Here is a 21,837-nt window from a genome sequence, read left to right on the forward strand (position 1 = left end):
CACCAGACCACCTTCCCCGGCTCCCGCTCCCCCACGCCCCACTTGTCGGCCATCGCATCCACGAGCAGAAGCCCCCGCCCACCCTCGTCGGCCACGTCCGCAACCTGGGGCACCCCGCCCCCACTGTCGTGCACCTCGACCCGCAGTACGGCCCCTTCGCACAATCGCACCCTCAGCAGGAACCCCCGTCCCGCAGGCACCCCGTGCAGCAACGCGTTGGTGGCGAGCTCGCTGACGCAGAGCAGCACGTCGTCGATGCGGTGAAAGAACCCCCAGTCGGCGACGGCCCCAGCGGCGAAGTTCCGGGCGGCGGGGACGGATTGGCGGCGGCGGGGGTAGAAGCGCTCGCGCATTTCGTTGCCGGTCGCGCTGACGGTGATGTTGTTGTCGGTCATGGGGGGAGCGTTTCGGAGTGATGCCAGCGAGCCGCAGTGGCTGGACCCGTACACAAATTCTGTACGGGTCCGTGATGCGTAACGTAAGGGCACGTATGGGGAGTTGGCAGGCATGCACCCCAGGAAGCGACCTCGGAAGAACACGTCGGCGATGAGGATGGTCGGCGCCCTCGTGGCGACCTTCCGGGTTGCCGCAGGCCTGACTCAGCGTCAGCTTGGCGAGCGCGTGCTGCTGCACGAGGAGATGATCGCCTCGATCGAGCAGGGCCGCCGCCCCCTGAAACTCGACCTGGCCGCCTTGCTGGACCAACTCCTCGACACCAAGGGGGCGTTGACGACGGCGGTCGAGAACATGCCGGAGATCGACCTGATCCCGGCGTGGGCGGAGGAGTACATGGACCTGGAGCGCGAGGCCATCGCGCTGTCCTGGTTCGAGAACCAGGTACTGCCGGGCCTGCTCCAGACGGAGAACTACGCGCGGGCGGTGTTCCTCAGCAAGGTGCCCGCGATGAGCGAGGACGAGATCAACGCGCAGGTCGCTGCGCGGCTGGAGCGACAGGAAATACTGCATCGGAAGGAGCCGCCGACGATCAGCTTCATCGTTGCGCAGGCCGTGCTGATGGACCGCCTCGGCGGCGACCAAGTACGGCGGGAAGCCCTGCAGCGCCTCCGACAGTGCGCCGACCTCCCGGGCCTCACCCTCCAGATCATGCCGGTAAACCTGAAGCGGCATGCCGCCCTGGACGGCCCGTTCACCTTGTTGGAGACGCCGGACCATCAGCACCTCGGCTACACCGAGACCCAACGTGGAAGCCAAATCATCTCTGACCCCGACGAGGTGAGCATCCTGGCGCAGAGGTATGCGATGCTGCGGACACAGGCCCTCAACGCCGAGGAATCCAAAGGCCTGTTGGACCGTTTGCTAGGAGAGCAATGAGCATCGGCGCACTGAAGTGGTTCAAGTCCAGCTACAGCGGAAGCGACGGCGGCCAGTGCCTCGAAATCGCCTGCACCTGGCGGAAGTCGACGCACAGCGGCGACGAGGGCGGGGCCTGCGTCGAGGTGGCAACCCACCCCTCCGCCATCCACGTCCGTGACTCGAAGGCCCCCGAGGGGCCCACCCTCACCGTGAACCCCACCGCATGGCGGGACTTCGTAGCGGAACTTTGAGCTCCGCGCCCGGAACTCAGAGCGCCGGGTCCTGAGCCAGGGCCGTTGTCAGTGGCGGGATCTACATTCGGGGCATGGCGATGCTTGCGAATCCACTCCCGCAGTTGAATGACGACCCGACCGGTACGGCGCTGGGCCTCGCTCTGCCTCCGGGCAGGCTGATCGGCCCGGCGGCCGATCCGCTGCTCTGGTGCGCGGATGAACCGGCCGGCCCGGAGGACTGGGCACACCTTGCCCCGGCCCGCAAGGCACGTGGCCTCCACCCCGTACTGCTGGGCGGAATAAAGGAGTTGGCGGACTGGGAGCTGGCCCCGGGCGAGGCTTCGTACCCGGGCGACCACGACGCCGAGGACGTGCTGGCCGAGTACTGGGAGACGTACGCCGAGGAGGAGCTGGGCTACGACGCCGAGGAGTGGCCCGGCCTGGCGGAAGCCTCCGCGCTCAAGGAGGACCCGGATCGCAGGGCCGCCGAGATCGCCGGGGCGGCGATAGGCGAGGGCCATCTGAAGGGCGCCCGGATCGCCGTGGTCCCGGCCCGCCGCAGCGCCGACATCCCGGCGGCCATCGGGTGGCGCGGCCCACTGAACCACGAGCAGGACGTGGCACGCCTGTGCGCGGTGCTGCGCTCGTGGGAGGACAGGTTCGGGGCGCGGGTGGTGGGCCTCACGCTCAACAGCCTGACGGTGGCGGTCGCGGCCCCGCCCGCCACCGAGGACGAGGCCCTGGTGCTGGCGGCAGAGCACTTCGCGTTCTGCCCGGACACGATAGAGACGGACCTGCACGAGTACGCCGACTCCCTGCCGGACAAGCAGAGTTGGACCTTCCTGTGGGACTGACTCGGGGCAGCACCCGGGACCCGAGTAGGCACCCAGAGCAGGCGCTTTAACGCACCCTTAGCACAATGATCGATCATCCGAGGAGCATCATGAGCGCATGAACGAAAGACGGGCGAAGGCCGCCCCGACCGCGCCTTCGCTGCCCAAGAACCGCGCGGTGGTCATCAGCACGACGGCCATCGGTACGGCCCTGATCCTGGTCATGATCTGGCTGCTGCTCGTACCAATGCCCGAACGGCTGGACACGGAGCGGGCGTTCCGGGCTGCCAAGGACTGCGCGCCCGGGGCTGTCGCCACCGACTGCCTGCACTCCGTACCGGCGGTGATCGAGCGCACCAGGGAGAAGAACGGCAAGGCGCACGCTCACTGGATGTACGTGAAGACGGCCGAGGGCAACACGCCCACGCTCTACTTCGAGGGGGGCGAGCGGTACACGTTCGACGGGCTGGCCGGGAAGCGGATCGGCGTCACGTACTGGGAGGGCTCGGTCCGGTACATCGACTGGGCGAACGCCCGCTGGCACACGGCCGCCGACCCGCGCGGCGCGTACCGGCTGTTCCTGGCCTGGGGTCTGGCGCTGGGGACGGCCGGCCTGGGGCTGGTACTGATCGGCCTGTGGTGGGTCCGGGGCTACGCCACGACCCGGCTCCGGTACCCGTGGCAGCCGGGGGTCCTGATCATGGGCACGACCGTCCTCGGCCTGGCGGGCGGTCTGCTCCCGTGGTTCACCCACGGCTGGCGGGCGGCGCTGCTGGCGTACGGGGTGGTGGGCGCGGTCGCCGTGACGGCCTGCGCACTCACCGCCATGGGGCTCCACCGTGCGAACGTGCGCAAGGGCACGGACACGATCACGATCACGTCGGTCGTCCCCGACGAGGAGGCCGTCTTCCCGGGGATCGTGCGCGGCGACGTCCCGTACGGGGGCGCTCTGGGCGGCGGCTACCTGATAGCCGACGCCGACGGCCTGTCGATCATCCCCGACCCGAACTACCGGATCCACCCCAAGGTCGTACCGGCCACGCTGGAGCCGCTGAGGGTCCGCCCGCCGTACCGGACGGACCCCAAGGGCCTCGACGTGGACAACACGTGCCTGGTCCTTGAATGCCAGGACGGCGACACACGGGTGTACGTGGCCGCCGCCAGGGAATCCATGCCGCTGGTGCTGGGCGCGCTGGCTGCCGCCCGCCAACTGTCGCAGCCGTAAAGGAAGTTGAAGCCAAGGAGCTTGGAACCCTCGCGGGTTACAGACCCTTGGCCACCTCGGTCGCCCAGTACGTGAGGATCATGTGGGCGCCGGCGCGCTTGATGCCGGTGAGGGTCTCCAGGATCGCCCGGTCGCGGTCGATCCAGCCCTTCTCGGCGGCGGCCTCGATCATCGCGTACTCGCCGCTGATCTGGTACGCCGCGACCGGCACGTCCACGGACTCGGCGACCTTGGCGAGGATGTCGAGGTAGGGACCGGCCGGCTTGACCATCACCATGTCCGCACCCTCGGCCAGGTCCAGCGCCAACTCCCGCATGGATTCACGGGTGTTGGCGGGGTCCTGCTGGTAGGTCTTGCGGTCCCCGCGCAGGGAGGACCCGACGGCCTCGCGGAAGGGCCCGTAGAAGGCGGAGGAGTACTTGGCGGTGTAGGCCAGGATGGACACGTCTTCGTGCCCGGTCTGGTCCAACGCGTCCCGGATGACGCCGACTTGGCCGTCCATCATCCCGGAGGGCCCGACGACGTGGACCCCGGCGTCGGCCTGGACCTGGGCCATCTCGGCGTAGCGCTCAAGGGTGGCGTCGTTGTCGACGCGCCCGTCCTCGTCGAGGACGCCGCAGTGGCCGTGGTCCGTGTACTCGTCGAGGCAGAGGTCGGACATGATCACGAGCTCGTCGCCGACTTCTTCCTTCACGGCGCGGATGGCGACCTGGAGGATCCCGTCGGGGTCGGTCCCGGCGGTCCCAGCGGCGTCCTTCTTCTCGTCCTCCGGCACCCCGAAGAGCATGATCCCGGCGACCCCGGCGGACACGGCCTCGACCGCGGCCTTGCGCAGGGTGTCGAGCGAGTGCTGCACGACGCCAGGCATGGCCTGGATCGGAACGGGCTCGGCGATGCCCTCCCGCACGAACGCGGGGAGGATGAGGTCGGCGGGGTGCAGCCGGGTCTCGGCGACCATGCGGCGCATGGCGGGGGTGGTGCGCAGCCGACGGGGCCGGGCCCCGGGGAAGGATCCGTACACAGTCATGCGGTACACGCTACGCCGCCGGGGAGGGGGGTCTTCCCCACCCCGCCCCTTCCCGAGACCCTCCGGGGGCGAAGGACCCTGGGGCTCCGCCCCAGACCCCGTTCGCGCCTAAAGGGCGCTCGTCCTCACCCCCCCAAGGCCTCAAAAGGGCCAGGGGGGACCCCCATGACAGGCTGAAGATGCCAGTACTGGGCCGACACCAGTCCTGCTAGGGGCGCGGGGAACTGCGCGACCAGCCACGCACGGCCCGCAGCCGATCGACTACACGACCAGTCCCACCCCCGGCGGGTTTCGGGAAGGGGCGGAGCCCCAGGAGCCTGGGCATCCAACCCTGCGCAACGGGTGTGCGGGTGGGCGAACCCCCGGGGGCTGGGGCGGAGCCCCAGGGAGGCTCGCCCCGCCCCGGGTTACGTCGTGCGGCGGCGGCGCGCGCCGGGCCGGCGCTCGCTCGGCCGGGTCACGTGCTCGCCCGCGGAGACCGCCGCATCGCGCCGCGCCGCGCCGAAGTCCGCAAGGGCCTGGGCCAGCTTGTGGACCGACGGCTCCGGAGCCATCACGTCCACCCGCAGCCCGTGCTCCTCCGCCGTCTTGGCAGTGGCGGGGCCGATGCACGCGATCACGGTCACGTTGTGCGGCTTGCCCGCGATGCCGACGAGGTTCCGCACCGTAGAAGAGGACGTGAAGAGGACCGCGTCGAAGCCGCCGCCCTTGATCGCCTCGCGGGTGTCCGCCGGGGGCGGCGAGGCGCGCACGGTCCGGTAGGCCGTGACGTCGTCGACCTCCCAGCCGAGCTCGATCAGGCCCGCCACCAGCGTCTCGGTGGCGATGTCGGCGCGCGGCAGGAAGACGCGGTCGATCGGGTCGAAGACCGGGTCGTAGGGCGGCCAGTCCTCAAGAAGGCCGGCCGCGGACTGCTCGCCGCTCGGTACCAGGTCCGGCTTCACGCCGAACTCCACGAGCGAGGCGGCGGTCTGCTCGCCGACCGCGGCGACCTTGATCCCCGCGAACGCGCGCGCGTCGAGACCGTACTCCTCGAACTTTTCGCGAACGGCCTTCACGGCGTTGACGCTGGTGAACGCGATCCACTCGTAGCGGCCCGTCACCAGGCCCTTGACCGCGCGCTCCATCTGCTGGGGCGTGCGCGGCGGTTCGACGGCGATCGTCGGCACCTCGTGCGGCACGGCTCCGTACGACCTGAGCTGGTCGGAGAGCGAGGCGGCCTGCTCCTTCGTACGCGGTACGAGTACGCGCCAGCCGAACAGCGGCTTGGACTCGAACCACGACAGCTGGTCGCGCTGAGCAGGGGCACTGCGCTCGCCGACCACGGCTATGACGGCCTGGTGCCCGTCCGGCGAGGGCAGCACCTTCGCCTGCTTGAGCACCTGGGCGACCGAGCCGAGCGTCGCGGACCAGGTCCGCTGGCGCGTGGTGGTGCCCGCGATCGTCACGGTCATCGGGGTGTCGGGCTTGCGGCCCGCGGAGACCAGCTCGCCGGCCGCGGCCGCGACGGTCTCAAGCGTCGTCGACACCACCACCGTGCCGTCGCTCGCGCCGACCTCGGTCCAGCACCGCTCGGAGGCGGTACGGGCGTCGACGAAGCGGACGTCGGCGCCGCCGGCCCCGCTCAGCGGAACACCGGCGTACGCGGGCACGCCGACCGCGGCGGCCACGCCCGGCACCACCTCGAAGGGGATGCCTTCGGTGGCGCAGGCCAGCATCTCGCCGGCCGCGTCGCCGTCGAGGCCCGGGTCGCCGGAGACCGCACGGACGACCCGCCTGCCGGAGCGCGCGGCCTCCATGACAAGATTGGCGGCGTCCCTCAACACCGGGATCCCGGCGGTTGTTGACGCCTCGTCCACTACCGTCAGCTGAGGTGTGTCCACACCTGCCCGCGCATGCGCGCGAACAACGTCGAGCACAGCGGGCTCGGCGATCAGGACGTCGGCCGAAGCCAGCGCCTCCACGGCGCGCAGCGTCAGAAGTCCGGGGTCTCCGGGACCGGCACCGAGGAAGGTGACGTTTCCGGCGGCGGTGGGGTTGGTGGTGGGGCTCAAAGTGCTCGCTCCCCCATAAGACCGGCCGCACCCTTGGCGAGCATCTCGTCCGCGAGTTCGCGTCCGAGGGCCATCGCTTCGTCGTGCGACGTGGGTACGGGACCGGTGGTGGACAGCTGCACCAGCGAAGAACCGTCGGTGGTACCGACGACTCCGCGCAGGCGCATCTCATGAACAATCTGCCCGTCGGCCAGCAGGTCGGCCAACGCACCCACAGGTGCGCTGCAGCCGGCCTCCAGGGCGGCGAGCAGGGACCGCTCGGCGGTCACGGCGGCCCGCGTGAACGGGTCGTCGAGCTCGGCGAGCGCGGCGGCGAGGTCGGCGTTGGCCGCCGCGCACTCGATCGCCAGGGCCCCCTGGCCGGGGGCGGGCAAAACGGTGTCGACCGACAGGAACTCGGTCACCACGTCGGAGCGTCCGATGCGGTTGAGTCCGGCGGCGGCCAGGACCACCGCGTCGAGCTCGCCCTTGGTGACGTAACCGACGCGGGTGTCGATATTGCCGCGGATCGGCACGCACTCGATGGTGCGGCCGTGGCTGCGGGCGTACGCGTTGAGCTGCGCCATCCGCCGCGGCGAACCGGTGCCGATGCGCGCGCCGTCCGGAAGCTGGTCGAAGGTCAGGCCGTCGCGGGCGACCAGCACGTCGCGCGGGTCCTCGCGGACCGGGATCGCCGCGAGCACCAGGTCGGGGTGCTCGGCGGTGGGCAGGTCCTTCAGGGAGTGCACCGCGAAGTCGACCTCGCCGCGCAGCAGCGCGTCGCGCAGCGCCACGACGAACACACCGGTGCCGCCGATCTGCGCGAGGTGCTCACGCGAGGTGTCGCCGTACGTGGTGATCTCCACCAGCTCGACGGGGCGCCCGGTCAACTGCCGTACGGCGTCGGCCACATGGCCGGACTGGGCCATGGCGAGCTTGCTGCGCCTGGTCCCGAGTCTCAGTGCTTTCTCGGTCATGACCGCCCTCGGTTCTTGACATCGGCGTCGTTCAGATCGGCCCTGGAGACGGCGGCCACCGTCTCCGGGTCGAGGTCGAAGAGAGTCCGCAGCGCGTCCGCGTACCCGGCGCCACCGGGTTCGGCGGCGAGCTGCTTGATCCGCACGGTCGGCGCGTGCAGAAGCTTGTCGACGACGCGGCGCACGGTCTGGGTGACCTCGGAGCGCTGCTTGTCGTCGAGGTCGGGGAGCCGGCCCTCCAGGCGCGCGACCTCGCCGGCCACGACCTCGGCGGCCATGGCGCGCAGCGCGACGACGGTCGGCGTGATGTGCGCGGCCCGCTGGGCGGCGCCGAACGCGGCCACCTCGTCGGAGACGATCGAGCGGACCTGGTCCACATCGGCGGCCATGGGCGCGTCGGCGGAAGCCTCGGCGAGCGACTCGATGTCGACGAGCCGCACCCCGGGGATGCGGTGCACGGCGGCGTCGATGTCGCGCGGCATGGCGAGGTCGAGCAGCGCCAGCTTCACGGGCCCGGCCGGTACGGGTACGCCGCGCCCGGCGCCGGCCTGCGGCCGCTCCGACCGCTCGGCCCAACTGCCGTGCAGTTCAAGGGAGTTGACGTCTACGGCCGGGGTCGCGTTCAGGGCGTCCACGCCGGGCCCGGCGAAGGTGATGCCCGCGTCGGCAAGCGCGGCCAGGTCCACCGGGCAGCCCGCGGCGTCGGGCGCGGGGGCTTCGGCGCGTACGGCTTCAGCCTGATCCGCAGCGCCGTCCGACTTCGTACCGTCCGCGAGCAGGCCGGCGCGCTCGGCGGCGGCGACCTCGGCGAGAGCGGCGCGGTCGGTGCCCGAGAGGCGGGCGACCGTCGCGGGGTCGGCGGTCGGGGCCAGCGGCGGCAGGCCGAGCGCGTCGGCCACGGCCTCGCCGGTCAGCACCAGACCCGTGGCACCCGTGCAGGACACGGCCACGTCGACTCGTGTCAGTTCCCGTGCGACATCGGCCATCGCGACGGCGCGCGCGGCCGTGCCCGCCTCGCCGAGGATCTCGACGAGCCGCTCGGCGCGGGCGTGCGTCCGGTTGGCGACCACGATCTCGTCGACGCCGGTGCGGGCAAGCGTCGCGGCGGCGAGGGAGGACATGGAACCGGCGCCGATGACCAGCGCCCGCTTGCCCTTGGCCCAGTCCTCGACGGGCGCCCCGGCGGCGAGCTGCTCAAGGCCGAAGGTGACGAGCGACTGCCCGGCCCGGTCGATGCCGGTCTCGCTGTGAGCGCGCTTGCCGACCCTCAGCGCCTGCTGGAACAGGTCGTTCAACAGCCGCCCGGCGGTGTGCAGTTCCTGCCCGAGCGCGAGGGTGTCCTTGATCTGGCCGAGGATCTGGCCCTCGCCGACGACCATCGAGTCGAGCCCGCAGGCCACCGAGAAGAGGTGGTGGACGGCCCGGTCCTCGTAGTGCACGTACAGATAAGGGGTGAGCTCTTCGAGGCCGACGCCGCTGTGCTGGGCGAGCAGCGTGGAGAGCTCGGCGACGCCGGCGTGGAACTTGTCCACGTCCGCGTACAGCTCGATGCGGTTGCAGGTGGCGAGCACCGCGGCCTCGGCGGCGGGCTCGGCCGCGAGGGTGTCGTGGAGCAGCTTGGCCTGCGCGTCCGCGGAGAGGGAGGCCCGCTCCAGGACGCTGACGGGGGCGCTGCGGTGGCTGAGGCCGACGACCAGGAGGCTCATGCCGGCATCACGGCGGGCATGTCCCCGTCCGGTCCCTTCCGGCCATTGCCCGCGGCGCGCACCGGCGGCACCACGGCGGCTGCGGCCTCGGCGACGGCGGCTTCCTCGCCGGCCTTGCGCTGCTCGTGGAAGGCGAGGATCTGGAGCTCGATGGAGAGGTCGACCTTGCGCACGTCGACGCCCTCGGGCACCGACAGGACGGTCGGCGCGAAGTTGAGGATGGAGGTCACTCCGGCGGCGACGAGGCGGTCGCAGACCTGCTGAGCGGCGCCCGCCGGGGTCGCGATGACCCCGATCGAAACACCGTTCTCGCTGATGATCTTCTCCAGGTCGTCGGTGTGCTGCACCGGCATCCCGGCCACCGGCTTCCCGGCCATCGCGGGGTCGGCGTCTATCAGGGCCGCGACCCGGAAACCGCGCGAAGCGAAGCCGCCGTAGTTGGCGAGGGCGGCGCCGAGGTTACCGATACCGACGATGACAACCGGCCAGTCCTGGGTCAGGCCCAGTTCCCGGGAGATCTGGTAGACGAGATACTCGACGTCGTACCCGACACCGCGGGTGCCGTACGAGCCGAGGTACGAGAAGTCCTTGCGCAGCTTGGCGGAGTTGACCCCCGCGGCGGCCGCGAGCTCCTCCGAGGAGACCGTCGGCACGGAGCGCTCCGAGAGTCCGGTGAGCGCACGCAGATACAGCGGAAGCCTGGCGACGGTGGCCTCGGGGATTCCTCGGCTTCGGGTCGCCGGTCGGTGAGTTCGGCCAGTTGCCACGGTGCTCCTGCGGGATGAGCGGGGCTGCAGGCGGCCACATGTCCCAGGGCCGCCCCGTCGGATGCAGGCTATGTCTTTGTGAACGCGTGCACAAAGATGGTGTCCGCTTTGTCCGAGCAAAGTGACCGGGCTCACGCGACCCGAGGAGGGAATCGCGGAACCACAGACGGGTTCAGTCCGTTCAGGACCCGAAGGGGGCAAAGCCGCACACACTCCTCACAGCGATACCCCCGAACCACAGCAAAACGACCATGATGGTAACCGCAACTATCGCGAACCCCATCATTTGGCTGTTCAACCGCCCACGGCCCGGAGCGCGCCAGCGTTCAACCGGTCAGTGCGCCTCTGAGGCGTACGGGATCCACGCGCCAGAAGGTGTGCTGCTCGCCATCGACGAGCACGACCGGAATCTGCTCCCAGTACTCCTTGTACAGCGCCTCGTCCTGGGTGATGTCCTTCTTCTCCCAGGCCGCACCCGTCTCGGCACACACGGCCTCGATCACCTCCTGGGCGTCGTCACAGAGATGGCAACCGGGCTTCCCGATCAGCGTGACCACCCGGTCGGCAGGGTTCCCGCCCGGCTTCTTCGTACGTCGCAGCAAGGGACTCATGCCTCCCATTCTCCAACCCCCGACCCGCCCCGGGGACCCATAAGCCCGGATCGTCCGTTTAACACGACGGCCTCGGAGAGTTCACGCCATCGCTCCCTGGCGAGTCGGGAACTTCCGAACAGACTGGCTATGCTCACGGCATGGCCGCACTGGGATGGCTCACCCCTCGTAGGCGCTCGGCGACAGCACGCAGCGTGCTGGCCGGCGAGGCCGCAGCCGAGGCAGCCCGCAAGTCCTCGCAGGAACTGGCAGAGCTGGCGGAACTGGCGCAGGCCACAGCCGACGAGACTCCGTCGGAGCCCGAGTTCCCCGTCGTCGGGGACGACCTCGCCGCCGCCTTCTTCGACCTCGACAACACCGTGATGCAGGGCGCCGCCCTCTTCCACTTCGGCCGGGGCCTGTACAAGAGGAAGTTCTTCCAGCGCCGCGAGCTCGCGCGGTTCGCCTGGCAGCAGGCCTGGTTCCGGCTCGCCGGCGTCGAGGACCCCGAGCACATGCAGGACGCCCGCGACAGCGCGCTGTCCATCGTCAAGGGCCACCGCGTCTCCGAGCTGATGTCCATCGGCGAGGAGATCTACGACGAGTACATGGCCGACCGCATCTGGCCCGGCACCCGCGCGCTCGCCCAGGCCCACCTGGACGCGGGCCAGAAGGTCTGGCTGGTGACGGCCGCCCCGGTCGAGACCGCCACGATCATCGCCCGCCGCCTCGGCCTGACCGGCGCGCTGGGCACGGTCGCCGAATCCGTGGACGGCGTTTATACGGGACGCCTGGTGGGCGAGCCCCTGCACGGGCCCGCCAAGGCCGAGGCCGTCCGGGCGCTCGCCGCCGCCGAGGGGCTCGACCTGACCCGCTGCGCCGCGTACAGCGATTCGCACAACGACATCCCGATGCTCTCGCTCGTCGGCCACCCCTACGCCATCAACCCGGACGCCAAGCTCCGCAGGCACGCCCGTGACCGCGAGTGGCGGCTGCGCGACTACCGCACCGGGCGCAAGGCCGCGAAGGTCGGCATCCCGGCCGCGGCCGGCGTCGGCGCGCTCGCGGGCGGCACGGCCGCCGCCGTCGCCCTGCACCGCCGCCGCCGCTAGTCGGCGACTGTCCGCAGTCAACGGGCCGCCCCCAGGGGCCGCCCGCAGCGTCAGCCGCCGGAATATTCGATTGTGGGGGTTTCGCCCCCATTCCCCTTGGCCCGCCAGCCCCGTTGCCCACACCCGGGCACAACAGATCCCCAGCGCGGACAGATCCGAAAGCATTCCGATCAACTTCCGCTCACTATGTGCGACTTGAACCGACGCATAGACGTAACAGAAGCGACGGAATCGACGATTTGAGCAACTGGGTGTAGCGCTCCCTGCACGAAGCGTTATTCTCCTCAGACGCAATCCGGAACCCGCACATCGCCACGATGGGTGAACAGTTCCGCACTGCACGTGATGGAAGCTCTGCCTCTGGGAGTCCCGTGTACCCACACGTCGGGGTTGACGCCTCGGGCCTGGCTACGCTGCGCGGGGCGGTCGTCGACCGCCTGCGCGTATTCGTCCCCACCGCGTACGCCGGCGCCCCTGCCTTCGCCACCGCAACACCCGTCGGGCCCTGCTATGCCCTGGCCGACGGTGGTGCCGCAGTCGGTAGACGGAGCGGCGGCCGCAGCACGGGCACGTCCGCGACGCCCACCGCCCGCCGGCCCACCGCCGACAGCGACAGCGCCCGCATGATGGATCTCGTCGAGCGCGCCCAAGCGGGCGAGGCCGACGCCTTCGGACGGCTCTACGACCAGTACAGCGACACCGTCTACCGCTACATCTACTACCGCGTCGGCGGCAAGGCGACGGCCGAGGACCTCACCAGCGAGACGTTCCTGCGCGCCCTGCGCCGGATCTCCACCTTCACCTGGCAGGGCCGCGACTTCGGCGCCTGGCTGGTCACGATCGCGCGCAACCTGGTCGCCGACCACTTCAAGTCGAGCCGTTTCCGGCTCGAAGTGACCACCGGCGAAATGCTCGACGCCAACGAGGTCGAGCGCTCCCCCGAGGACTCCGTCCTGGAGTCGCTCTCCAACGCCGCCCTGCTCGAAGCCGTACGCAAGCTCAATCCGCAGCAGCAGGAGTGCGTCACCCTGCGCTTCCTCCAGGGCCTCTCGGTCGCCGAGACCGCCCGCGTCATGGGCAAGAACGAGGGCGCGATCAAGACCCTTCAGTACCGGGCCGTGCGCACCCTCGCCCGGCTCCTCCCGGACGACGCCCGCTGACCGCCCGGCTCGTCCGGACACCACCCGCCGACCCGCCACAGGCGGGGCCCCCCCCCCCCATCCGTGAGCTACCGATGCCGCTGTGGTCCGATCATCCTTCGTCCGTAACCCAAGTGCCGCGTCCGTCGTTGTGCGGGATGAAGGCTCCCTGTGGTCACGCCATGTCCACAGCCGCTCACTCGATCGTGTGGATGTGCTCAAGGCGTGCAACCTTCCAGGCCCCTTGGGGAGTCGACCGTGATGACGAGAGGAGGTGCCGCCAGTGATCGCGAACGTATCGGCGCACCGGCGGGCGAACGCCTTCGCCCAGGCCCTGGAAGAAGCCTCGGCGGCCGACCAGGAGACACCCGAGACCGGGCCGGCCGAACAGGCCGACACCGGCAGGCTGTTGACCCTGGCGGGTGGGCTCGGCGAACTGCCGAAACCGGAGATGGACCCGCAGGTCAAGGTCGAGCAGCGGGCGCTGCTCATGGCCGAGATGGAGCGGATGTTCGCCGGCGGCGGTGCCGTCGACCCTCAGGTGCCCGAGCAGCGGACCGGCCGCGGCGCCCACCGGGCGACGTCGCTCCGGAAATTGCGACCCCGCTCCCGCTGGTCCAAGGGCATTGCGGCGGGCGGACTCAGCATCGGTGTGGCCGCGGGAGCGTTCAGCGGCGTGGCCGCTGCCAGTTCCGACGCCCTTCCCGGTGATTCCCTGTACGGGCTGAAACGCGGCATGGAGGACCTCAAGCTCAACCTGGCCGACGACGACGCCAGCCGGGGCGAGCTCTACCTCGACCAGGCCTCGACCCGGCTCTCCGAAGCGAGACGCCTGATGGAGCGGGGCCGCGCGGGCGACCTCGACCACGAACAGCTCGGTGAGGTCCGGCGCGCCCTCAGCGGCATGGAGCACGACGCCTCCGAGGGCCACCGCCTGCTGCACCAGGCCTATGCGAAGGACGGTTCCATCGGCCCCATCGCCGCCCTCAACTCCTTCGCCCAGGCCCACCGCGAGAGCTGGAGCAAGCTGCGCGGCAAGCTGCCCGCCCAGCTGACCGACGTCGGCAACAAGGTGAGCTCGGTCTTCGCCGCCATAGACCAGGAGGTCGGGCCGCTGCAGTCGCTGCTGCCCAAGACGTCGTCCACCACCCACGGCCGCCAGGGCTCCTCGCACTCGGGCAGCACCTCGGCCACCGCCCGCCCGTCCACGCCCTCCTCGGCCCCCGGATCCGGTCACAGCGCCCCCGCCACCGGCGGAAAACCACAGCCCTCCGGCTCGCCGTCCAACGAGGGCCTGCTCGGCGGCAACACCGGCGGCCTGTTCGAGCCGGGCACGGGCGGCGGCATCGTCCCCGCCCCGTCCGGCAAGTCCTCCAACAAGCCCCCGGTCCCGGACGTCACCCTGCCCCCGCTCCTGCCGGGCCTGCTGCCGGGCCTGGGCATCGACACGGACAAGGCGGAATAGAGGTCCACGTACGTACGTGTGGGAGGGGCTGGGTTTTCCCAGCCCCTCCCACACGTACGACTCCGGGCGGACCCTGAAGAACGCGAACTCAGAAGAACACGGACCGCCGCTGCACGAGCAGCTTGTACAGCGTGTGCTGGATCTGCTCCCGCACCTGGTCGGTGAGGTTGAACATCAGCATCGGGTCCTCCGCGGCCTCCGGCGGATACCCGTCGGTCGGGATCGGCTCGCCGAACTGGATCGTCCACTTCGTCGGCAGCGGCACCAGACCCGCAGGACCCAGCCACGGGAACGTCGGCGTGATCGGGAAGTACGGGAAGCCGAGCAGGCGGGCCAGCGTCTTGGCGTTCCCGATCATCGGGTAGATCTCCTCGGCCCCCACGATCGAGCACGGCACGATGGGCGTGCCCGCCTTCAGCGCGGTCGACACGAAGCCGCCCCGCCCGAAGCGCTGCAGCTTGTACCGCTCGCCGAACGGCTTGCCGATGCCCTTGAACCCCTCCGGCATCACCCCGACGACCTCGCCCCGCTCAAGCAGCGCCTGGGCGTCCTCCGAACAGGCCAGGGTGTGCCCGGCCTTGCGGGCCAGCTCGTTGACGACCGGCAGCATGAACACCAGGTCGGCCGCGAGCAGCCGCAGATGGCGCCCCGCCGGGTGGTGGTCGTGGACGGCCACCTGCATCATCAGCCCGTCCAGCGGCAGCGTCCCGGAGTGGTTGGCGACGACCAGCGCCCCGCCCTCGGCCGGGATGTTCTCGACGCCCTTCACCTCCACCCGGAAGTACTTGTCGTAGAACGGCCGCAGGATCGACATCAGGACCTGGTCGGTGAGCTCCTTGTCGTAGCCGAACTCGTCGACGTCGTACTCGCCGGTGATCCGCCGCCGCAGGAACGACAGGCCGCCCGCGATGCGCCGGTCCCAGCCGCCGCGCTGCTCCTGCCCGTCCGCCGGGCGGTCCCCGGAGGGCCGCTCCACGGCCTCCTGCGCCCCGGGCAGGGCACTGACCGGGGCGGCGGCTCCCGCGAGCGGCTGTGGCCCGGGCTCGGCCTTGCGGCGGCCCGGGACCGGGCGCCTGCGGCCGGTGCGCTGCGCGCTCTGGCGCGAGCGGTCGTCGTCGAACGGGATGACCTTGGCGTCCGCCATCGTTGGTGCGCTCCTCATTCCGCGTTCGAAGGGGTGGTGGCTCCGGCGAGGGCCCCGCCGGGGAAGGGCGCGAACGGCAGCCCCGCCACCCGGTCCACGGCCCTGGCCAGCGAGTCCGGGGGCAGCAGCCCCGGCCCCCGGCTGCGGGCGAAGTCGGCGAACGTCTCGGCGGTCGTGTACTTGGGTTCGTAGCCCAGTGTCTCGCGCATCTGGGCCGTGCTGACCACCCGGCCGTGCGTGAGCAAACGAATCTGCTCCGGCGAGAAGTCGGTCACCCCGACCGTCCTGAGCGCGGTGCCGACCCAGCGGACTGCCGGCAGGAGCACCGGCACCGTGGGCCGCCCGAGCCGACGCGAACACTGCGAGAGCAGCAGCACGCCCTCCCCCGCCACGTTGAAGGTCCCGCTGTTGAGCGTCCCGCGCCGCGGCTCGCCGGCCGCGATCCGCAGCACGTCGATCACATCGTCCTCGTGGACGAACTGGAGCCGCGGGTCATAGCCGAGCACCGTCGGAAGGACCGGCAGCGAGAAGTACTCGGCGAGCGGCGAGTCGGCGCTCGGCCCCAGGATGTTCGCGAAGCGGAGCACGCAGACCGCCACATCGGGCCGGCGCCGGGCGAAGCCGCGCACGTATCCCTCGACCTCGACGGCGTCCTTCGCGAAGCCCCCGCTGGGCAGCGACTTCGGCGGCGTCGTCTCGGTGAACACCGCGGGATCGCGCGGCGCGGACCCGTACACGCTCGTACTCGATTTCACGACGAGCCGCTTGACCGTCGGCGACTTCTGGCAGGCGCCGAGCAGCTGCATCGTCCCGATGACGTTGGTTTCCTTGACCGTGGTCCGCCCGCCGCCCGAGCTCAGGGGCGTCCCGGTCACATCCATGTGCACGACGGTGTCCACCGCGTGCTCGGCGAGCACCTTCGCGATCGCCGGCTGGCGGATGTCCGCCTGTACGAATTCGGCACCACCCAGACGGTGCCCCGGCCGGACCACATCGACCCCGATCACCCGGTCGACCTCGGGATCCCGCTGGATCCGCCGCACAAGACGGCCGCCCAGCTGCCGGGCCACTCCGGTGACGAGCACGACCTTCCCCAAGATCAGCGCCTTCCTTCGGCCTTCGGTACGTCCCTAACGCCCTGAGCGCCACCGTAGCGGCTGGATGTTGCGCGGCGATGACCCCGTGCGCCCGCATGGCCGAGAAACTGCGCCCGGATACGCCACAGCCCTCCCACCGACGATGCGGCGGGAGGGCTGCGATCTCACGAACAGCGCTCGCTTACTTCTTGTTGCGACGCTGAACGCGCGTGCGCTTGAGCAGCTTGCGGTGCTTCTTCTTGGCCATCCGCTTGCGCCGCTTCTTGATAACAGAGCCCACGACTACCCTCGCTCACTTCTTCTCACTCGGTGCGGGGCGTCTGGGCCCACACGACCTACGTCGGCCTAGCCTACCTGCCGCCGAGTGAGGGACGTAATCCGAGGGGAGCGGGGAGCCCCCTCAGGCCGTCTCCACCCCCACAAAGGACTCGCGGAGGTACTCCTGAACTGCCTGTTCCGGAACCCGGAAGGACCTGCCCACCCGGATCGCGGGCAGATGACCGCTGTGCACCAAGCGGTACACGGTCATCTTTGACACTCGCATCACCGAGGCGACCTCCGCCACGGTAAGGAACACGACCTCGTTGAGAGGCCTCTGGTCTGCAGCCATGACCCACCTGTACCTTCCGCACCCAACGCGCACCGGCTTCCCCTCCGGTGACTCAACGTCGCTGTGCGCTCACTCCCCAGACTAGGGGCGGGTGGTGCGAGTGGGGAAGAGGAGCTGCCATCGGCCGCCTACTGTGACAGACACGCTCGATTGAGTACATAGCGAGTAAGCGGCCGGTAGTAATCAGACCGCACAGCGTCATCAAGCGGAACGGCCACGGCCACCCGCCCCTCGGCCTCGCCGACGAACAGCGCGGGGTCGTCCGTATCGGCGAGCCCGACGGCCTCAATGCCCAGCTGACCTGCCCCGCAGACCCATCCGTGATCTCCGATCACCAGCTCGGGAACCTGTCCGGAACCCCCCGCCGAGGCCCCCAGGGCGACCCGAACCGGGAGCGGCGAATGGGTGTGCGCGCCGGTCTCGCTCCCGGCTCCCCGCGCGCCGGGTTCCCGCACCAACGCGACTCCCCGTACGTAGTCAAGGTTGTACGTACGTACCCCGAACCGGGTCGTTATGTCGACAGAGCTACCCTGCGCGGGGGTGAGAACAGGGCATCCCGCCGCCGACAAAGCGTCCGCCAGGGCGGCGTAGAACCCGAGCAGACGGTGCGGATGCCCGGTCCCGAGCAGCACCGCGCCGCGCCGCGAAGCCACCTCCCCGAGGCGCACCGCGAAGGCGTCGAGCCCCGCCAACGTCCGCTCCGGGTCGATGACATCGGGCCCGCTGACGTGCCGCGGATCGTCGCTCACCCCGCACTTGTCCGCCATCAGCCGCAACAAATCCCGCTCGCCCCACCCCCATTCGGGGTCGAGCCCGAGCGTGACCCGGGGATCCCGCGCCGCGAACAGCCGATAGCTCCGCAGGCTCTCCTCCCGCGAGGTGGCCACAGGCCCGGCCAGCCTGGCCGCCAGAAGATGCGCCCGCAGCGCGCCGATGCTCAACACCCGACGATGCTCCCGCAGGGGGGTGGGGCGCGGGCCAAATTCGAGGCAGAGCCCCACAGTTGGCGTAACGCCGCCTGGCCGCGAAAGAGGGTCTCGCTCCCCACCCCGCCCGTTCCCGGCTGTGACACCCTGCGGCTCCGCCGCGAGGCCTCCGGGGGTGGGGTGCTTCGGCTGCGGACCGTGCGTGGCTGGCCGCGCAGTTCCCCGCGCCCCTAACAGGGTTGACGCTGGCCGGCACCGGCATACCCAGCCCGTCATGGGGGTCCCCCCTGGCCCTTAAGCCCTTGGGGGAGATTGAGGACGAGCGCCCTTAAGGCACGAACGGGGTCTGGGGCAGAGCCCCAGCAGCGACCACCGGGCCGCAAGCCGACCCCATCCACCCCCGGAGGGTCTCGGGAAGGGGCGGGGTGGGGAACTCCCCCTACGCCAACAACCCCCGCAACGGAAACACCGCCCGCCGAGTGGCCAGCACCGCCTGGTCCAGCCGATCCGCAGGGTCGTACCCCGCATCCCAGGACCGCCACGACACGGTCCGCCCGTCCGTCATCCGCGCAGGCCCCAACTGCCGCGTACGCGCGAACACTTCATCCCGCCAGGACGCCGGAATCACCGACTCGGGATCGAGCGGCGCATGCCCCGCGATCCCCACCAGATGTGTCCAGGACCGCGGCACCACATCCACCACCGCATACCCCCCACCCCCGAGCGCGACCCACTTCGCCCCCTCGACGTACTCATGGGCCAGCGAGTGGCACGCGGCCTGCACCGCCCGCTGCGCATCGAGCGAAACGGCCAGGTGGGCCAGCGGATCCTCGAAGTGCGTGTCGGCCCCGTGCTGGGTGACGAGGACCTGTGGCCGGAAATCGGCGATCAGCTCCGGCACCACCGAGTGGAACGCCCGCAGCCACCCCTCGTCCCCCGTCCCCGCCGGCAGCGCGACATTGACCGCGGACCCCTCACCGGCCCCGTCCGCCCCGGTCTCCTCCGGCCACCCGGTCCCGGGAAACAGGAGCCGGGGATGCTCGTGCAGCGAGATCGTCAGGACCCGCGGATCCTCCCAGAACGCCGCCTGAACCCCGTCCCCGTGGTGCACGTCCACATCCACGTACGCGACCCGCTCGGCCCCCAGCTCCAACAGCCGCGCGATGGCCAGCGCCGCATCGTTGTAGATGCAGAACCCGGCCGCCCCGCCCGGCATCGCATGGTGCAGCCCGCCCGCGAAGTTGACCGCGTGCGCGGCCTCCCCCGCCCACACCGCCTCGGCCGCGGCGACCGACTGCCCGGCGATCAGCGCGGAGGCCTCGTGCATCCCGGCGAAGGCGGGATCGTCCATCGTGCCAAGCCCGTACGACGCGTCGGCGGAACCCGGATCCGCCGACGCCGCCCGCACCGCGTCGACGTAGTCCTGCCGGTGCACGAGCCGCAGCGTGGAGTCCCCGGCGGGCGGCGCGGCAACCACGTCCACCTGCTTGTCGAGCCCGTACGCCCGCACCAGACCCATGGTCAGCGCGAGCCGTACCGGGTCCATCGGGTGGCTCGACCCGAAGTCGTAGCGCGTGACAGCTTCATCCCACATCAACAGTGCGCGGCCGCTCATGCCCGCCACCGTATCGGGCGGCCTCGGAGCCGAACGAGCGGGCGTACACCAGCGTCAGCAGCACCAGGACCATCGGCACGAGCATCGCCCCGCGGTAGCTCCAGGCGTCCCCCAGCGCCCCCACGAGCGGCGAGCCAACAAGAAATCCCACGTAGTTGAAGATGTTGAGCCGGGCGACCGCCGCGTCGCTGGCGTCCGGAAACAGCCGCCCGGCCGCGGCGAACGTCTGCGGCACGATCACGCACAGCCCGAACCCGAGCAGCGTGAACCCGGCCATCCCCGCCCAGGCCCCGGGCGCGGCCGCCACCACGGCGAACCCGGCGGCGGCCAGCACCGTCCCGAACCGCACCACGGCCACCGCCCCGAACCGCCGCACCCCGAAGTCCCCCGCAGCCCGCCCGAGCAGCGTGGTGACCATGTAGACGTTGTACGGAACGGTCGCCAGCTGCTCGGAGCTGCCCAGCGTGTCCTGGAGGTACTTGGCACTCCAGTTGGAGACGGTCGAGTCCCCGATGTACGCGAAGCTCATCACCAGGCAGAGCGGCAGCAGCAGCCGGAAGACGACGGGCTTGGCCCCCTCGGCCCGCTCCACCGCGGCGCCGGCCGGCTCACCGTCCACGTACCACCGGCTCGCGACCAGACACACCGGCAGCAGCACGGCCACGACCGGCAGATACGACACGAGCAGCGACAGGTGCCAGTGCGCCCCCACCCAGGCGAGCGAGGCGCCCCCGATCCCCCCGAGGCTGTACGAGGCGTGGAACCCGAGCATGATGCTGCGCCCGTACGTCCGCTGGAGGCTGACCCCCAGCATGTTCATGGACGCGTCGAGCGCGCCCACCGACAGCCCGAACGCGCCGAGCGACAGCGCGGCCTGCCACATCCGGTCGCCCGCGCCGGCCCCGAGCAGCGCCAGGAGCACGACGGGCTGGGCGAACCGCAGCACCACGCTGGGCCGGACCCGCTTGATCAGCTGCTCGGTGCAGACGCTGCCGACCCCCGCGAGGATCGGCACGGCCGCGAGGAAGACGGGCAGCAGCCCGTCCGATATCCCGTACCGGTCCTGGATCGCGGGTATGCGGGTCACCAGGAGGGCAAAGGCCATGCCCTGCGCGAAGAAACTCACCGCCAGGGACGCCCTGCCGTGCCGCAGGCGTGCGTCTGTCATGGCGGCACAGCCTAGGGCCGTTACTTACTCCTGGGTAGAGAGATCACCCGAGCAATCCGAGCAGCTGCCCCATGTTGTCGAAGTACCCGTTGGCGCCGTCGAGCCGCTCGGCGGGCGTCATCGCCGTGAACCCGTACACGTCCATCCCCGCGGCCCGCGCGGCCTGGACCCCGAGCCGGCTGTCCTCGATGACGACGCACCGCTCGGGTGCCACCCCCATCCGCTCGGCCGCGTGCAGGAACAGGTCCGGCGCCGGTTTCCCCCGCCCGACGTCCTCCGAGGAGAACACCCACTCCTCCTCGAACCACTCGTCGAGCCCGGTCCTGCGGTGCCCCACCCGGATCCGCTCGTGCGTCCCGGACGACGCCACGCAGTACGGCACCCCGTCCGCCACGAGCTTCCCGAGTACGTCCGTGACCCCCGCGACGGGCTGCAATTCCCGCTCGAACGCGGCGAAAATCCGAGCGTGCAGCGTCTCGTCGAAGTCGACCGGCAGCGCTTGCCCGGTCCTCTCCTGGATCACGTCGTGCACGCGATGGACTGCGGCCCCCATGTAGTCACGGCGGGATTCCTCGTACGAGGTGGGATGGCCGAGCTCGGTGAGATAGCCGGACAGGATGGTGTTCGAGATCGGCTCACTGTCGACGAGCACGCCGTCGTTGTCGAAGATGATGAGGTCGTAGCGCATGACTCGACCTTAAACGCAGAAAAGCCCCGCACCGTGGTCCCGAAGGACCAAGTGCGGGGCTTTCCCCAAAATTTGTTCGGCGGCGTCCTACTCTCCCACAGGGTCCCCCCTGCAGTACCATCGGCGCTGAAAGGCTTAGCTTCCGGGTTCGGAATGTAACCGGGCGTT

Annotated in this window: 22 protein-coding genes and 1 rRNA gene; 7 read left to right on the forward strand and 16 right to left on the reverse strand. The window is 70.6% G+C overall.

The annotated features are described in order from the left end of the window. On the reverse strand, positions 1 to 395 hold a 395-nt coding region (locus ADK54_RS06570; protein ID WP_053724599.1), incomplete at its 3' end, for an ATP-binding protein. 112 nt (positions 396 to 507) lie between these two features. Between ADK54_RS06570 and ADK54_RS06575 the strand changes: the two genes are divergently transcribed. From ADK54_RS06575 to ADK54_RS06590, 4 genes are all read left to right on the forward strand, one after another. After that, positions 508 to 1,332, forward strand: coding sequence for a helix-turn-helix domain-containing protein (locus ADK54_RS06575; RefSeq protein WP_053724580.1), 825 nt, complete (start codon positions 508 to 510; stop codon positions 1,330 to 1,332). Further along, complete coding sequence (locus ADK54_RS06580) at positions 1,329 to 1,565, forward strand: DUF397 domain-containing protein (RefSeq protein WP_053724581.1); 237 nt, start codon at positions 1,329 to 1,331, stop codon at positions 1,563 to 1,565. The genes ADK54_RS06575 and ADK54_RS06580 overlap by 4 nt, the downstream gene beginning before the upstream one ends. 74 nt (positions 1,566 to 1,639) lie before the next feature. Then, positions 1,640 to 2,401 (forward strand): DUF4253 domain-containing protein, encoded by a 762-nt coding sequence (locus tag ADK54_RS06585; protein WP_053724582.1) that lies wholly within the window; start codon positions 1,640 to 1,642, stop codon positions 2,399 to 2,401. Between the two features lie 97 nt (positions 2,402 to 2,498). After that, complete coding sequence (locus tag ADK54_RS06590; protein ID WP_053724583.1) at positions 2,499 to 3,605, forward strand: hypothetical protein; 1,107 nt, start codon at positions 2,499 to 2,501, stop codon at positions 3,603 to 3,605. Positions 3,606 to 3,642: 37 nt separating this feature from the next. On the opposite strand, the gene hemB is transcribed toward ADK54_RS06590, so the two are convergent. The 6 genes from hemB to ADK54_RS06620 all read right to left on the reverse strand — a co-directional run bounded on the left by hemB (position 3,643) and on the right by ADK54_RS06620 (position 10,726). Next, positions 3,643 to 4,632 carry a porphobilinogen synthase gene (gene hemB, locus ADK54_RS06595; RefSeq protein WP_053724600.1) on the reverse strand — a complete coding sequence of 330 codons (990 nt, stop codon included), beginning with the start codon at positions 4,630 to 4,632 and terminating at the stop codon, positions 3,643 to 3,645. Between the two features lie 407 nt (positions 4,633 to 5,039). Then, entirely contained in the window at positions 5,040 to 6,686 is a 1,647-nt protein-coding gene (locus ADK54_RS06600; protein WP_053724584.1) for a uroporphyrinogen-III synthase, read from the reverse strand. Then, entirely contained in the window at positions 6,683 to 7,642 is a 960-nt protein-coding gene (hemC, locus tag ADK54_RS06605) for a hydroxymethylbilane synthase (RefSeq protein WP_053724585.1), read from the reverse strand. Before hemC ends, ADK54_RS06600 begins: the two co-directional genes overlap by 4 nt. After that, a complete protein-coding gene (locus ADK54_RS06610; RefSeq protein ID WP_053724586.1) occupies positions 7,639 to 9,348 on the reverse strand; it encodes a glutamyl-tRNA reductase in 1,710 nt (569 codons plus the stop codon). Before ADK54_RS06610 ends, hemC begins: the two co-directional genes overlap by 4 nt. After that, positions 9,345 to 10,115 carry a redox-sensing transcriptional repressor Rex gene (locus ADK54_RS06615; RefSeq protein WP_053724587.1) on the reverse strand — a complete coding sequence of 257 codons (771 nt, stop codon included), beginning with the start codon at positions 10,113 to 10,115 and terminating at the stop codon, positions 9,345 to 9,347. The genes ADK54_RS06610 and ADK54_RS06615 overlap by 4 nt, the downstream gene beginning before the upstream one ends. A 326-nt stretch (positions 10,116 to 10,441) precedes the next feature. After that, on the reverse strand, positions 10,442 to 10,726 hold the full coding sequence (locus tag ADK54_RS06620) for a glutaredoxin family protein (RefSeq protein WP_053724588.1): 285 nt from the start codon (positions 10,724 to 10,726) through the stop codon (positions 10,442 to 10,444). Between the two features lie 140 nt (positions 10,727 to 10,866). Here ADK54_RS06620 and ADK54_RS06625 point away from each other — a divergent pair, with 140 nt between their 5' ends. From ADK54_RS06625 to ADK54_RS06635, 3 genes are all read left to right on the forward strand, one after another. After that, the gene (locus ADK54_RS06625) at positions 10,867 to 11,817 is read left to right on the forward strand and encodes an HAD family hydrolase (protein WP_053724589.1); all 951 of its coding nucleotides are present in this window, start codon (positions 10,867 to 10,869) and stop codon (positions 11,815 to 11,817) included. Positions 11,818 to 12,188: 371 nt separating this feature from the next. Further along, positions 12,189 to 12,977, forward strand: coding sequence for an ECF subfamily RNA polymerase sigma factor, BldN family (locus ADK54_RS06630; protein WP_053724590.1), 789 nt, complete (start codon positions 12,189 to 12,191; stop codon positions 12,975 to 12,977). Between the two features lie 262 nt (positions 12,978 to 13,239). Beyond that, on the forward strand, positions 13,240 to 14,421 hold the full coding sequence (locus ADK54_RS06635; RefSeq protein ID WP_053724591.1) for a DUF5667 domain-containing protein: 1,182 nt from the start codon (positions 13,240 to 13,242) through the stop codon (positions 14,419 to 14,421). 88 nt (positions 14,422 to 14,509) lie between these two features. Here the strand turns inward: ADK54_RS06635 and ADK54_RS06640 are convergent, their stop codons facing one another. From ADK54_RS06640 to rrf, 9 genes are all read right to left on the reverse strand, one after another. Next, a complete protein-coding gene (locus ADK54_RS06640; RefSeq protein ID WP_053724592.1) occupies positions 14,510 to 15,565 on the reverse strand; it encodes a lysophospholipid acyltransferase family protein in 1,056 nt (351 codons plus the stop codon). A gap of 14 nt (positions 15,566 to 15,579) precedes the next feature. Then, positions 15,580 to 16,662: an NAD-dependent epimerase/dehydratase family protein gene (locus ADK54_RS06645; protein ID WP_053724593.1), complete on the reverse strand. Its 1,083-nt coding sequence runs from the start codon at positions 16,660 to 16,662 to the stop codon at positions 15,580 to 15,582. A gap of 181 nt (positions 16,663 to 16,843) precedes the next feature. After that, the gene (locus tag ADK54_RS43000) at positions 16,844 to 16,942 is read right to left on the reverse strand and encodes a 30S ribosomal protein bS22 (RefSeq protein ID WP_003948845.1); all 99 of its coding nucleotides are present in this window, start codon (positions 16,940 to 16,942) and stop codon (positions 16,844 to 16,846) included. Positions 16,943 to 17,062: 120 nt separating this feature from the next. Then, a complete protein-coding gene (locus tag ADK54_RS06650) occupies positions 17,063 to 17,272 on the reverse strand; it encodes a helix-turn-helix domain-containing protein (RefSeq protein WP_159047648.1) in 210 nt (69 codons plus the stop codon). Positions 17,273 to 17,400: 128 nt separating this feature from the next. Continuing rightward, a complete protein-coding gene (locus ADK54_RS06655) occupies positions 17,401 to 18,216 on the reverse strand; it encodes a phosphatase (RefSeq protein ID WP_053724595.1) in 816 nt (271 codons plus the stop codon). A 421-nt stretch (positions 18,217 to 18,637) separates the two neighbouring features. After that, positions 18,638 to 19,813 (reverse strand): acetoin utilization protein AcuC, encoded by a 1,176-nt coding sequence (locus ADK54_RS06660; protein WP_078966167.1) that lies wholly within the window; start codon positions 19,811 to 19,813, stop codon positions 18,638 to 18,640. Next, the gene (locus tag ADK54_RS06665) at positions 19,782 to 20,981 is read right to left on the reverse strand and encodes an MFS transporter (protein ID WP_053724597.1); all 1,200 of its coding nucleotides are present in this window, start codon (positions 20,979 to 20,981) and stop codon (positions 19,782 to 19,784) included. The genes ADK54_RS06660 and ADK54_RS06665 overlap by 32 nt, the downstream gene beginning before the upstream one ends. Positions 20,982 to 21,024: 43 nt before the next feature. Then, positions 21,025 to 21,669, reverse strand: a complete 645-nt coding sequence (locus ADK54_RS06670; RefSeq protein WP_053724598.1) for an HAD family hydrolase — start codon at positions 21,667 to 21,669, stop codon at positions 21,025 to 21,027. Positions 21,670 to 21,743: 74 nt separating this feature from the next. Continuing rightward, positions 21,744 to 21,837 (reverse strand): 5S ribosomal RNA (gene rrf / locus ADK54_RS06675); the annotation flags it as partial.

The sequence above is a fragment of the Streptomyces sp. WM6378 genome (genome assembly GCF_001279695.1).
Taxonomy (GTDB): Bacteria; Actinomycetota; Actinomycetes; order Streptomycetales; family Streptomycetaceae; genus Streptomyces.